Below are 13,479 nucleotides of genomic sequence, written 5' to 3'. Positions count from 1 at the left end.
CGTCCTCGCGGATGTTCCCCGGTCGCGGCGCATCCGCTCCGGTCCCGTGGTCGGTGACCACTGCGGGACCGGCGATGCGCGACCGTCGGTCGTGTTCCACCCGCCGCGGCGACCGGCTCGACCGCCGCACGGACGTCGGCAATCTACTCGAAGCAGCCTGTTCCCGGACCGAGGCGACGGTGAACACGATGGGCGCGCCGCGTGGTCAGTCCGCCCCGGCCGGGCGACACCCGTACGGGTGACGGACCGGCCCGGCGGGCCGCGGAACCACGCCGCGACGTCGGACGGCGCGCCTGGGCGCCAGCACGACCTCGACCGTGGACGGCCGGCCTCGGACACGCCACCGGCCGGGCTGCGACCGGGACGACGTCCCGGAAGCAGCCCGGCCGGTGGGTCCAGCGGACGCGCAGATCGATCAGATCGATCAGATCGATCAGGTGGATCAGATGGTCACGTCGCGGCAGCCCAACAGGGGGTTTCCGGCGCCGCCGCCGGTGGTGATGGCGAAGGCGCAGATCGAGTGCCGGCCCCGGCCGGTGATGGGCTGACTGATCGAGTAGCCGTGATTGGCGCCGTAGCCCGGGAACACTGCCGCCACGTCGGGGCGACCGGCCCCGGCCCGGTTGCCCGAGTAGCCCTTGGTCCCGCTCGGCCCCGAGTCGTAGACGTGGATCTCGACCTGCTCGCCCGGGTTGTTCGGGTTGAGCGCCCACCCGGAGACGGTCATCCGGCCGCCCGAGACCGACACCCCGTCGAGCACGCCGAAGGCGTCCCGCACCGTCACCGTCCGGCAGCCCAGCAGCGGGTTGGCCCCGGGCGGATTGGCGTTGATGGCGAAGGCGCAGATCTCGTTGACCCCAGCCCCCTGGGGCGCCACGCTGGCCGACCACCCCGTGTTGCCGCCGGCCCACGGGAACACGCGCGCGACGTCGGTCCGGGGAGCTCCGGTCCGGATCCCGGGCGTACCGACCCGGCCGTTCGGCCCGGCCACGTAGACGTGCACCTCGGAGTTGCCGGGAGCGGCCACGTCGGACACCCAGCCGGACACGTCGATCCGGCCCGGCGCCGACGACACTGCTCCGTCGAACGATCCGGTCGGCCCGGGCACGTCGACGTCCCGGCAGCCCAGGACGACGTTGCTGCCCGGGCCGGTGTTGATGGCGAAGGCGCACACCCGGTGCCGGCCGCTGCCCCGGAGCTGGATCTGACCCTCGAAGCCGTGGGCGGCCCCGGCGGCCGGGAACACCCTGGCGATGTCCGGCCGGTTGCGGTCCGCCAGCAGGCGGGTGCCGGCCGAGGTGCCGTCCGGTCGGGTGTCGTAGACGTCGACGTTCAGCGGGGTGGTCGGGCTGTTGCCGTCGAACGCCCAGCCACTGAGCGTGTAGGTGGTGCCGGCCAGGGACCCGCCGTCGAACGAGCCGGTGGGGTTGATGGCCTGCTGCTGCCCACCGCCGCTGCCCGGGTTGCTCGGCCCGGGATTGGTCGGGGTGGTCGGATTGGTCGGGGCCGTGCCGCCACCCGAGCTGCCGTCCACCGCTTGGCCGGCCTCGACCCGGTCGGTGAAGGTCATGGTGTTGTAGTCGTCCTCACCGACGCCGGTGATGGTGCCCATGCCGACGTAGCGGTACTCGGCGCCCAGGATGTTCGCCTTGTGCCCGGGCGAGGCCATGTACGCCGCGAAGGTCTCCTCCGGGGTGTACGCGTCCGACGACCAGCGCGCCACGTTCTCGGCCCACGCGGTCCGGTTGGACGCCCCGTAGCTGAGCAGCTGGGTCCAGGCGTTCGGGTTGTGCTTGAGCTGGCCCTGGTTGGCCATCTGCGTCGACCAGTCGACCGACAGCCGGGTCAGCCCGCGGGCCTCGACCACGGCGGGCAGACCGGCCTGGCTGCGGGCCTGGTTGACCAGCTTGATGAGCTGCTGGTCGTACGACCCCAGCTGGGACGGCGCCGCGGCGGCCGTCCCGGCGACCAGGCCGAGCGATCCGGCGACGGTGACGACCACGGCGACCAGCGCCGTGACCGACCGGCCGACCCGTCGGCCGCTGCTCCTGCTGCTGCCCGTCCGGCAGCGGAGGGCGGACGGGTTCCCCCGACCCCGCCGTCCCGGACTGCGGTGTGCACCTGCCCGGTGCTCGGCCTCGACTCCGGCCACGCTCATCGTCGCTCCCCCTCGGCGCGCGCCGGACTTCAGCGCGTCTCACCGACGGTAACCAAATGAGCACGCTCCGCGGTTCGCACGAACGGTGACAGCTCGCCGGTCGCCCGGGTGAATCGACGATCGGTCACCTGGCTCGGAGGGGGTCACCCGGAAGCGCGGTCGGTACGGCGACCATCCAGATCCGATCTGCCGGAACGATCGGGCAACGGTGACGGACGGTCACGACCGACCGGCCCGAGCGGGGCGGCTCCCAGGCAGTCCACAGGTGGGCCGGGCACGACCGTCGTCATCCTCAGCAGACGGCGTCGCCCCGGTGGCGCGCTCCACCCGTCCGAGGGGGCCGGAGGGCACGGTCGGTGAGGCCCGACGACCCGAACGATCCGCCCGTCGCTCCTCACATCCGGGGCGCGGCAGCGGTGGTGGGGCTGGTCAGGCCGGCTTGAACGCAGCCGGGTGTTCGGCCAGGGCCGCGGTGAGCGCGTCCTGCCAGGACCGCAGCGGGGTCAGGCCGGCGGCGGTCCAGGCGTCCGGCGAGAGCACCGAGAAGGCCGGGCGCGGCGCGGGCCGCGGAAAGGCGTCGGTGGTGGTGGGGTTGACCCGTGCCGGGTCGGCCCCCAGCTCGGTGAAGATGGCCCGGGCGAAGTGGAACCAGGTGGTGCGGCCCGCATTGGTCAGGTGCAGCACCCCACCGGGGACCGAGGCCACCGGCCGGGTCGCGAGCTCGAGCAGCCCGGCAGCCAGGTCGGCCGAGTAGGTGGGCGTGCCCTGCTGGTCGTCCACCACGCTGAGTTCCGGCCGGGAGGCCTCCAGCGCAGCCATCGTCTTGACGAAGTTGCCGCCCGCCGCGCCGTACACCCAGGCCGTGCGGACCACGTGTGCGTCCGGGTGGGCGGCCAGCACCGCCCGCTCCCCGGCCAGTTTCGAGGCCCCGTAGACGCTGCGCGGCCCGGTCGGCGCGTCGACCGGGTAGGCCTCGGTCGCGTCGCCCGGGAAGACGTAATCGGTGGACACGTGGATCAGGCCCAGCCCGAGGTCGGCGGCGGACCGGGCCAGGTGGGCCGGGCCCTGCTCGTTCACCGCGTACGCGCGGGCCTCGTCGGTCTCGGCCGCGTCCACCGCGGTGTACGCCGCGGCGTTGATCACCACGCCGCGCGCCTCGCCCGGCAGCCCGGCGGCGAACGCCTCCAGCGCGGCCCGCACCGCCGCGCCGTCGGTGATGTCCAGCTCGGCCGACCCGAACGCGACGACGGGCAGGCCGGCCGCGGTGGCCTGCAGCACCAGATCAGAGCCCAGCTGGCCGCGGGCGCCGGTGACCAGCACCGCCACCGGGGCGGGCGGGGTCGGGATGGCTTCGGTGTCGGTCATCGGGTCCCCGTCGGTCGTCGTTCGGTGGGCGGGCTGGCGCCAGGCGGCGTGGTCAGTGGGTCAACGGGCTGGTCACCGATCGATGGCGGAGCGGGCCTTCAACGGCTCCCACCAGTCGCGGTGGTCGCGGTACCACGCCACGGTGTCGGCCAGGCCCTGCTCGAAGGAGACCTGCGGGGTGTAACCGAGCTCGGTGCTGATCTTGCTGATGTCGACCGAGTAGCGGGCGTCGTGCGCGGCGCCCCGCGGATCCACGATGCGCTCGATGTACGACTCGTCCCGGCCGGTGGCTTCGAGCAGCTTGGCGGTCAGCTCGGCGTTGGTCAGCTCGGTGCCGCCGCCGATGTTGTAGATCTCGCCCGGCCGGCCCTCGGTGGCCACCAGCGAGATGCCGCGGCAGTGGTCGTCGACGTGCAGCCAGTCCCGGATCTGCCGGCCCTCGCCGTACAGCGGCACGGTCAGCCCGTCCATCAGGTTGGTGACGAACAGCGGGATGACCTTCTCCGGGAACTGGTACGGCCCGTAGTTGTTCGAGCAGCGGGTGATGACCACCGGCAGCCCGTGGGTCTTGGCGTAGGCGCGGGCGATGAGGTCCGAGCCGGCCTTGGACGCCGAGTACGGCGAGTTCGGCTCCAGCGGGCGCTGCTCGTCCCAGGACCCCTCGTCGATCGACCCGTAGACCTCGTCGGTGGAGACGTGCACGAACTTGGACAGCTTGGTGTCCATGGCCGCCTGCAGCAGCGTCTGGGTGCCCAGCACGTTGGTGAGCACGAAATCCGCGCCGCCCATGATCGACCGGTCGACGTGCGACTCGGCTGCGAAGTGCACGACCATGTCGTGCGCGCCGACCAGCTCGGCGGCCAGCTGCGGATCGCAGATGTCGCCCTGCACGAAGGCGTACCGGTCGTCGCCCGAATCCTCGACGGGCTCCAGGTTGGCCAGGTTGCCGGCGTAGGTGAGCTTGTCGAGCACCGTGACCGTGGCGCCCTCCAACCCGGGATAGCGGTCGGCCAGGACGTTCCGGGTGAAGGCCGATCCGATGAAACCGGCACCACCGGTCACGAGAATGCGCATGGTCGAGCATTCTGCCCCACCGGATCCGGCCCGACGGGCGACCACTCGCCGGGCCGGGCGGCGCCGATGCGTCACATCCGGCGGGAGGACGGCCCGGATCCAGCCACCCCGCGCATCGTCCGGGCCCGGACGGCAGCCGATCCCTGCGGCGCGGAAACGCCCGGGCCGGGCGGTTGACCGGCCACGGCGGTGGCCGCCGTTAGCCTGACCGCGCGGTCGGGACGGCTCCTCGACCCTGACGGCCGCGGGGCGGCGGCAGCCGGACGGTGGGGGCCTGGCGCGCACCGACACGACGCGACGACGACCATCCGCCTCGTCCGGCGGGCCGGGCAACCCGGCGGCGGCACCACACGTCTGCCGACGTCCGACCCGCACCGGTCGGGCCGGCTCCACGGGCCGACGGTGGCGGACGCGCCGGGTCATGGACCTGGTCGACGAGCACGGCACGCCCATGGCAGGCAGCCGGGCGACAGGAGGGACACGGTCGGCATGACGGACTGGCGAGACGACGGGCGACCGACGGACGACCGTCGCGGCCCACGCCGGTACGGCCCCCGCGCCAACACCCCGTCCAGTCCCCCGCCGGGCGATCCGGCCGCCCCGTCCGGGTCCCGGCCGTCGCACCCGCAGGATCCGCAGGACGTGCGTCGGCCGACGCCGCGCCCGCAGGCCCCCCGACGGCCCACCCCGCCGCCGTGGGCGGATCGGGCACCCGGCGCGGGCTGGACCCCGCCGGGTGATCGGGGACCGGGCCCGTCCCGGCCCGGTCAGCAGCCCGGACCGGACGCCCGGTCGTGGCGGGGCGACGCCTCCTCCCGGTACGACGACCGGTACGACGACCGGTACGACGACCGCCCGTCCGCTCCTCGTCCCGCCAGCCCCTACCCGGGCGGGCGGGCCTGGTCCCAGGCCCCCGCGGACCAGCCTTGGCCGGCGCCCCAGGACCGACGGTCGGACCGGGCCGGCCGGACCCGGACCACGGCGGGCCGCCCGACCGGCGCCCCGCCGCCGACCCGGGCGTACGCCGCTGCACCCCGGCCCGCCGACGCCGGATCCGGGCGCCCCCCTCGCGGCCCGTCCGGACCCGGCGGGCCCGGCGGGCCTGGAGGCCCGGACCGCGAGCCGGCGGGCCCACGGCGGCGGCGCGGCGGTGCCGGCCTGGCCGTCCGGGTGGCCAGTCTGCTGCTGGCGGTCGCCGTGTTCGCCGGCACCGGCATCGCCTGGGCGGTCACCGACAGCATCCAGCGCGGCAGCGCCACCTCGGACGCGGCCGCGAACGCCGGCGGCGCCGGGGTCACGTTCGAGGGCGGCATGACCATGCTGCTGGTCGGGTCCGACTCCCGGACCGACGCCGACGGCAACCCGCTCAGCGCCGAGGAACTCGCCCAGGTCGGCACGGAGGACGACGGCGGCGGCACCAACACCGACACGATGATCGTGGTGCACGTGCCCGAGGGCGGCGGTCGCGCCACCGCGGTCTCCCTGCCCCGCGACACCTGGATCGGCAAGACGGTCACCGAGCAGGTCGACGGCCCGTACGCCAACGGCAGTTCCGGCACCTACCAGCCGAACAAGATCAACTCCTTCTACGGCACGGCCAAGGCCTACACCGAGCAGCGCCTGGTCGCCGAGGGCGTGACGGACCGGCCCGAGATCGAGCGGCAGTCCAACGAGGCCGGCCGCACCATGCTGGTCAAGGTGGTGCAGGCGTTCACCGGGCTGCAGGTCGACCACTACGCCGAGGTGAACCTGCTCGGCTTCTACCTGCTGTCCAACGCGATCGGCGGCATCCCCGTCTGCCTCAACGCGCCGGTGGACGACCCGTGGTCCGGAGCTGACTTCGCCGCCGGCCCGCAGGAGGTGCAGGGCACCGCGGCGCTCGCCTTCGTCCGGCAGCGGCACGGCCTGCCGGGGGGTGACCTGGACCGGGTGCGGCGTCAACAGGCGTTCCTGTCCGGGGCGGCGGACAAGATCCTCTCGATCGGGTCGCTGAATCCCGCCCGGATCAACGCCCTCATCGAGGCGGCCAACCGCTCGGTGGTGTTCGACAAGGACTTCGCCGTGCTCGACTTCGCCACCCAGATGCTCGACATGAGCTCGGGCAACATCACCTTCGCGACCCTGCCCACCCACGGCACCGAGCCGTCGGCCAGCAGCGACGCCCTGGCCACCGACTCGGCCGAGATCCAGGCGTTCTTCGCCTCCATCGCCGAGAGTTCGACCGCCGAGGAGACCGCCGCCGAGCCGGTCGACCCGGCCTCGGTCACCGTCGACATCCAGGACGGCACCATCGCCGACGGGGTCACCGACTTCGCCGTCGACAAGGTGCGGACCGCCGGCTTCGAACTGGGCATCACCGGCGTGGTGCCGGGCACCGACGTCGACGACGAGACCGCGGCCACCTCGATGCGGTACGCGCCGGGTGAGCGGGACGCAGCGGTCGCCGTGCAGCAGGCGTTCGGCCTGGGCGTGCTCAGCGAGGACCCCGACGTGCCGGCCGGGCACGTGGTCGTCGAGGTGGGCACCGACCTGAACATCAGCATCAGCGGAGCGAGCAGCACCCCGGCCCCCGAGCCGGCCGCCGACCCGGCTCAGACGGCGGCCGCGCCGGGGGCCGGCAGTGCGGCGCCGGTGACGCCGTCGTTCCAGTCGTCGGTGCCCTGCGTGAACTGACGTCCCGAGCCGGCGACCCGTTGGATCAGGGCGGGAGCCGCGACCGGGCAGACTCGGACGAGTCGCACGGCCCGACCGGCCGCGCCCGATCGTCCGGGAGGACGCATGACCGACCCGTCGTCCACCGAGCCCGCCGGACCGGTGCCGGCCGATCAGGCTGATCGGGTTGATCGTCCCGGCGGGATGCGCGGCCGCTCGTTGCTCGGCGGTGGACCGGATCCGGCCGGCCCGCTGGTCGCGCCCGGCCCTGCCGGCGGCCCTGCGCCCGGGTCGACCCAGCCGGCCTCGCCGCCGGTCTCCGTGCAGGTGGCCGTGACCGGGTCGTCCCGCCCGCTCGGCAGCGTCGGCACCGCATCCGGCAGCGTGACGGTGGCCCTGCTCGGGCCGTTGCTCGCGCTCGACCCGCACCGCCCGCGGCTCACCGCCCACTCGGCCGACGGCGCGCGCGTGGAGCTGTCCACCGCGTCCCTGGCCAACTGGGCGGCCAAGGTGGCCGGGCTGCTGACCGACGAGCTGGGCCTGGCCGCCGGCAGCACCGTGGTGGTGCGGACCGGCACCCGCTGGCAGACGGCGGCCATCCTGCTCGGGGCCTGGTGGGCCGGATGTGCGGTCACCGACTTCGAGGACCCCACGGACGCCGATGTCGCCGATGCCGCCCAGCCCGGCCGCGCCGGGGCCGCGCCGTCGGTGGCCTTCGTGGCCGAGGGCGACGACTCCGGCTGCGACGAGGTGTTCGTGGTCTCGGCCGATCCGCTCGGCGCGCCGAGCCATGACCTGGAACCGCACCAGCAGGACTTCTCGTCCGCGGTGCTGCCGCAGGCCGACCGGTACACCCCGCGCGGCCTGCCGCGCAGCCCGGACGCGGTGGCCGTCCGCACCGGGTCCGGCGCGGTGACCGTCACGCAGTTGCTGCAGCTGGTCGACACCACGGCGGCCCAGCTGCCCACCGGCAGCCGACTGCTGTCCACCGGGGCGTGGTCGCTGCCGCACGGCGTGGCCGCCACCCTGCTCACCGCGCTGGCCGTGGACGGTTCCCTGGTCCAGCTGCCGCCGGACGACGGCGCTGGCCCGGCCGTGGCCGCCGATCTCAGCGACGTGGACGCCGGGGCGCCGGGCGACGACCGGACGTCGGGACCGGCCGGGGCGGCCGGACCGGACGTCGAGCGGATCGCCGCGATGGAGAAGGCCACCGCGACGGTCGGAGTACTGGTGCCGGGGCTGCCCGTCGTGCGGTGATCATCGGCTGACCGGGCCGGGTCATCCGGCGCGCCGAGTTCCGACAGCCGCACCGGATTCCTGCAGCCGCTCCGGTGGCGCGCCGTCCTCGCGTCTCCGCGCCACGGGTGGGCGGCGCACCTCCAGGTCGTCGGCGCGACCGCGGCCCGACGACGAGACCGGGGGCGCATCCGCGGCCGACCGCCGGATGGCCTCACCACCGCGTGCACCGATCATCGGCGCCGGCCGATGAGTTCGCCGCGACCGGGCGGTCGGACGTGCAGCCGACCCGCCCGTCCTCACAGGAGCCCGCGATGAGCCAGCCCACCACCGCCCCGTCCGACACCGACGTGCACACCGCCACCCTCGAGGTCCCCGGCGCGGTCCTGACCTACGACGTGCGGCCCGGCACCGGGGACGACGTCCCGCTGTTCCTGTTCGCCTCACCGATGCCGGCGGCCGGGCTGGCCGCGCTGGCCGCGCATGTCGGCGACCGCACGGTGATCACGTACGACCCGCGCGGGTCCGCCCGCAGCACCCGGCCCGATCCGACGGCACCGAGCACTCCGGACGACCACGCCGGCGACCTGCACCGGATCATCGCCGCGGTCACCGACGGACCGGTCGACGTCTTCGCCAGCAGCGGCGGCGCGGTGAACGCGCTCGCCCTGGTGACCGCCCATCCCGAGCAGGTCCGCACCCTGGTCGCCCACGAACCGCCACTGGCCCGCATGCTCCCCGACCGGGACGCCGCGCTGGCCGCCTGCACGGCGGTGGCCGACGCCTACCAGCAGGACGGGTTCGGCGCCGGCATGGCCCGGTTCATCACGCTGGTCATGCGCCGCGGCCCGATCGGCGCGGACGTCTTCGACCCGGCCCCCGACCCGGCGGCGTTCGGACTGCCCACCACCGACGACGGGTCCCGCGACGACGTGCTGCTCGGCCAGAACCTGCGAGCGGGCACCGCGTACCAGCCGGACCTGGCCGCGCTGCGAGCCGCGGCCACCCGGATCGTCGTGGCCGTCGGCGCGGAGTCCGAGGGCGAGTTCGCCGCCCGGGCGGGCGTCGCCCTGGCCGAGCTGCTCGGCGTCCCGGTGGTCACCGTCCCCAGCCACCACGTCGGGTTCTCCGAGGGCGGCGGCGGCGCGCCCGCCGGCGATCCGCCGGCGTTCGCGGCCGCGTTGCGGACGGTGCTGGCCGGCTGATCGGGCGGTGCTGCACCCGGACCGACCCGGATGCCGGTCCCCCGATCAGTGAGACCCCTCGGCGAGAGGACGTCCCGTGCCCGATCGATCCAGCTCCCGCATCGACGAGCTGAACATTGCCGTGCCCGACCTGGCCGCGGCGACGGCGTTCTCCGAGCCGGTGCTGGCCTCGATCGGGATCAGCACGATGCTCGTCATCCCGGCCGCGGAGGACCGCACCCACCCGGCGATGACGGGATCAGGCTGGCCCGACCGCACGCCGTACTTCTGGCTGGTCGACGAGGGCACGGGCGGCACGGACATGCACCTGGCCTTCACCGTCGACGACCGCAGCGAGGTGGACGCGTTCCACGCCGCCGCCCTGGCCGCAGTACCACGAGGATCACGACTGCGGGGTCGTGAACGACCCGCACGGCATCAACCTCGAGGCGGTCTGCCAGCACCCGGCTCCGCCGAGCGACTGAGCCGTCAGCGCAGCAGGTTCCGCGCCATCACCAGGCGCTGGATCTGGTTGGTGCCCTCGTAGATCTGGGTGATCTTGGCGTCCCGCATCATCCGCTCGACCGGGAAGTCGCGGGTGTAGCCGGCCCCGCCGAGCAGCTGCACGGCGTCGGTGGTGACGGCCATGGCCACGTCCGAGGCCAGGCACTTGGCCGCCGAGGCCAGGAAGGTGCGGTTCGCGTCGCCCCGCTCGGTGGCCGCGGCGGACTGGTAGGTCAGGGTCCGGGCCGCCTCGATGCGCATGGCCATGTCGGCCACCATGAACTGCAGCGCCTGGAAGTCGGCCAGCTTCGAGCCGAACTGGCGGCGCTCCTTGAGGTACGTGATGGCCACGTCCAGCGCGCCCTGCGCGATGCCGACGGCCTGCGCCCCGATGGTCGGGCGGGTGTGGTCCAGGGTGGCCAACGCGGTGGCGAATCCGGTGCCTGGCTCGCCGATGATCCGGTCGCCCGGGATCCGGCACTGCTCGAAGTGCAGCTCGCAGGTCGGCGAGCCCTTGATGCCGAGCTTGCGTTCCTTGTGCCCGACGGAGAAGCCCTCGTCGTCGGCGTGCACCACGAACGCCGAGATGCCCTGCGACGGCCGGACCGCGTCCGGGTCGGTCACCGCCATCACCGTGTACCACCGGGACACCCCGGCGTTGGTGATCCAGGTCTTGGTGCCGTTGAGCACCCAGTCGTCCCCGTCCCGCCGGGCGCGGGTGCGCATGGACGCCGCGTCGCTGCCGGCCTCCCGCTCGGAGAGGGCGTACGAGATCATCGCGTCGCCGGCCGCGATCTCCGGCAGCACCCGGGCCTTGAGCTCCTCGGACGCCGACAGCAGCAGCGGCATGGACCCGAGCTTGTTGACCGCCGGGATGAGCGAGGACGAGGCGCAGACCCGGGCCACCTCCTCGATGACGATCACCGTGGTGATGGCGTCGGCGCCCGCCCCGCCGTAGGCCTCCGGGATGTGCACGGCGTTGAACCCGGTCTTGGCCAGCGCCTGTTGGGCCTCCACCGGATAGCGCTCCCGCTCGTCGACATCCGCGGCATGCGGTGCGATCTCGCCGAGGGCCAGCTCACGGACGGCCTCGCGCACCGCCTGCTGGTCGTCGGTGAGCGTGAACGACCCGTCCGACCCGCTCGAGCCCATCGAACACCTCCGCAGCCGCCGCACCCACCCGAGTCGTGGATGACCCACCGGCAGGTTACTGCCGGGTAGCCCCGGGTGCAGGCGAGGTGGTCCGCAGGTCAGCCCGGCGGGTCCATCACCTCGGCCACCCGCTGCTGCAGCGCCTCGTGCTTGTCCAGCACCAGCCGCTGCAGGCCGTCGGCGTACCGGGCCAGGTCGGCGCGCAGCCGTCGGCCCAGCGGGCCGGTGTCGCCGGCCAGCATCCGCACGGCCAGCAGCCCGGCGTTGTGCGCGCCCCCGATGGACACCGTGGCCACCGGGATCCCGGCCGGCATCTGCACGATCGACAGCAGCGAGTCCATGCCGTCCAGCGTCCTGAGCGGCACCGGCACCCCGATCACCGGCAGCACGGTGGCCGAGGCGACCATGCCGGGCAGGTGGGCCGCGCCGCCGGCGCCGGCGATGACCACCCGCAGCCCGCGGTCCGCGGCTGAGCCGGCCCAGTCGAGCATCCGCTGCGGCGTCCGGTGGGCGGAGTAGACCCCGGCCTCGAACGGCACGTCGAACTCGGTGAGCACCGCCGCCGCGGCCTGCATCACCGGCCAGTCCGAGTCGCTGCCCATGATCACTCCGACCAGCGGGTCGACGACCCGGGTCCGGGCCCCGTCGGTGGACTGCTCGGCATTGGTCACCGGGGCAGGGTAGCGGCGGGACCAGGGCCTCCCGGACCGCCGGGGGACGCCGCATCGGCGGTGTGCGGGTCCCAGCCGTCCGGCCACTGGCCCGAACCGAGGTAGGCGGCGGCCAACTGGGCGGTCCGCCGCAGCTCGGCCAGGTCGGAGCCGAGCACGTTCACGTGCCCGAGTTTGCGCCCGGGCCGGGGCGTCTTGCCGTACAGGTGCACCTTGACCTGCGGGAAGCGGGCCGACAGGTGGTGCAGTCGCTCGTCGATGCCGACCGCAGCACCCAGCCCGTCGGCCGGACCGCCCAGCACGTTGCCCATCACCGTCCACGGCGCCAGCGCATCGGTGCGGCCCAGCGGGTAGTCCAGGACGGCGCGCAGGTGCTGCTCGAACTGCCCGGTGACGGCGCCGTCCATGCTCCAGTGCGCCGAGTTGTGCGGCCGCATGGCCAGCTCGTTGACCAGGATGCCGTCCGGCGCGTCCGGGCCCGGTGCCACCTCGAACAGCTCCACGGCCAGCACCCCGACCACGCCGAGGGCGTCGGCGATGCGCAGGGCCAACCGGGTGGCGGCCGCGGCCCGGTCCTCGGGCAGCTCCGGAGCAGGGGCGATGACCTCGACGCAGATGCCGTCGTCCTGCACGGTCTGCACCACCGGCCAGGCCGCCGCCTGCCCGAACGGTGAACGGGCGACCACGGCGGCCAGCTCGCGGGCCATGGGGACGAACGGCTCCAGCACCAGCTCGGCCGGGTCCGGGGTCGCGCTCAGCTGGGCGGCCAGCTCGGCCGCGTCGTCCGACGACCGCAGCACGAAGACGCCGCGGCCGTCGTAGCCGCCGCGGGCGGACTTGGCCACCACCGGCCAGTCCCGCCCACCGCGCCGGTCCTGTCCGTGGGCGAAGGTCTCGATGTCGGCGGTCACCGCCGCCGCGTCCCGGCCTGCCACCGGGACGACGGCGAAAGCCGGCACCGGCAGGCCCAGCTCGGCCAGCCGGGTCCGCATGGCTGCCTTGTCCTGGGCGTACCGCAGGGCCGCCGCGCCGGGCGCGACGGTGTGGCCGGCCGCAGCCAGGGCCTCGAGATGTTCCCCGGGGACGTGCTCGTGGTCGAAGGTGACGACGTCGCAGCCGCGCGCGAAGGCCAGCAGCGCATCCCGGTCCAGGTGCGAGCCGATCGTCACGTCCGGCGCGACCAACGCGGCCGAGTCGTCCGGCGAGGTGGCCAGGATCCGGACCGACTGCCCCAGGGCGATCGCCGCCTGGTGCGTCATCCGCGCCAGCTGTCCACCACCGACCATGCCGACCCGCGGCAGCTGCGTCCGTTCGTCCACGACCGGACAGCGTAGTTGTGCTGACCGCCGGCCCCGATCGACCGGCATCCCCCCGGACCGGGGCCGAGTTGACAGCGCGTTGAGTCCGACTTGACCGGACCTTGACCATTCGCGGTGCGAAACGTCTCAGTGTGCGGCGCACCGGGCTCCCGGAGGCCTCGTCC

At 74.4% G+C, this 13,479-nt stretch carries 10 protein-coding genes; 4 read left to right on the top strand and 6 right to left on the bottom strand.

Annotation, left to right across the window (positions count from 1 at the left end):
• Positions 1-442 precede the first annotated feature (442 nt).
• The 3 genes from JL106_RS10445 to rfbB all read right to left on the bottom strand — a co-directional run bounded on the left by JL106_RS10445 (position 443) and on the right by rfbB (position 4,597).
• Positions 443-2,002, bottom strand: coding sequence for a CAP domain-containing protein (locus JL106_RS10445; protein ID WP_205260644.1), 1,560 nt, complete (start codon positions 2,000-2,002; stop codon positions 443-445).
• Between the two features lie 585 nt (positions 2,003-2,587).
• Positions 2,588-3,523: a dTDP-4-dehydrorhamnose reductase gene (gene rfbD, locus JL106_RS10440; protein ID WP_205260643.1), complete on the bottom strand. Its 936-nt coding sequence runs from the start codon at positions 3,521-3,523 to the stop codon at positions 2,588-2,590.
• Positions 3,524-3,595: 72 nt separating this feature from the next.
• On the bottom strand, positions 3,596-4,597 hold the full coding sequence (gene rfbB / locus JL106_RS10435; protein WP_205260642.1) for a dTDP-glucose 4,6-dehydratase: 1,002 nt from the start codon (positions 4,595-4,597) through the stop codon (positions 3,596-3,598).
• Positions 4,598-5,767: 1,170 nt separating this feature from the next.
• Between rfbB and JL106_RS10430 the strand changes: the two genes are divergently transcribed.
• The 4 genes from JL106_RS10430 (at position 5,768) to JL106_RS10415 (ending at position 10,216) form a co-directional block, all read left to right on the top strand.
• Positions 5,768-7,270, top strand: coding sequence for an LCP family protein (locus JL106_RS10430; protein WP_205260641.1), 1,503 nt, complete (start codon positions 5,768-5,770; stop codon positions 7,268-7,270).
• Positions 7,271-7,375: 105 nt separating this feature from the next.
• Positions 7,376-8,506, top strand: coding sequence for a TIGR03089 family protein (locus tag JL106_RS10425; protein ID WP_205260640.1), 1,131 nt, complete (start codon positions 7,376-7,378; stop codon positions 8,504-8,506).
• A gap of 293 nt (positions 8,507-8,799) precedes the next feature.
• On the top strand, positions 8,800-9,690 hold the full coding sequence (locus JL106_RS10420) for an alpha/beta fold hydrolase (RefSeq protein ID WP_205260639.1): 891 nt from the start codon (positions 8,800-8,802) through the stop codon (positions 9,688-9,690).
• Positions 9,691-9,766: 76 nt separating this feature from the next.
• Complete coding sequence (locus JL106_RS10415; RefSeq protein ID WP_205260638.1) at positions 9,767-10,216, top strand: VOC family protein; 450 nt, start codon at positions 9,767-9,769, stop codon at positions 10,214-10,216.
• Here the strand turns inward: JL106_RS10415 and JL106_RS10410 are convergent.
• The 3 genes from JL106_RS10410 to JL106_RS10400 all read right to left on the bottom strand — a co-directional run bounded on the left by JL106_RS10410 (position 10,159) and on the right by JL106_RS10400 (position 13,315).
• Entirely contained in the window at positions 10,159-11,325 is a 1,167-nt protein-coding gene (locus JL106_RS10410; RefSeq protein WP_205260637.1) for an acyl-CoA dehydrogenase family protein, read from the bottom strand. The genes JL106_RS10415 and JL106_RS10410 overlap by 58 nt on opposite strands.
• Before the next feature lie 98 nt (positions 11,326-11,423).
• Positions 11,424-11,927 carry a 5-(carboxyamino)imidazole ribonucleotide mutase gene (purE, locus tag JL106_RS10405; protein ID WP_205260735.1) on the bottom strand — a complete coding sequence of 168 codons (504 nt, stop codon included), beginning with the start codon at positions 11,925-11,927 and terminating at the stop codon, positions 11,424-11,426.
• Positions 11,928-11,992: 65 nt separating this feature from the next.
• On the bottom strand, positions 11,993-13,315 hold the full coding sequence (locus tag JL106_RS10400) for a 5-(carboxyamino)imidazole ribonucleotide synthase (protein ID WP_205260636.1): 1,323 nt from the start codon (positions 13,313-13,315) through the stop codon (positions 11,993-11,995).
• Between the last annotated feature and the right edge of the window lie 164 nt (positions 13,316-13,479).

The organism is Nakamurella leprariae (assembly GCF_016918035.1).
Lineage (GTDB): Bacteria > Actinomycetota > Actinomycetes > Mycobacteriales > Nakamurellaceae > Nakamurella > Nakamurella leprariae.
The sequence above is the reverse complement of the archived record's forward strand: the minus strand, read 5'-3'. Positions and strand labels throughout refer to the sequence as shown.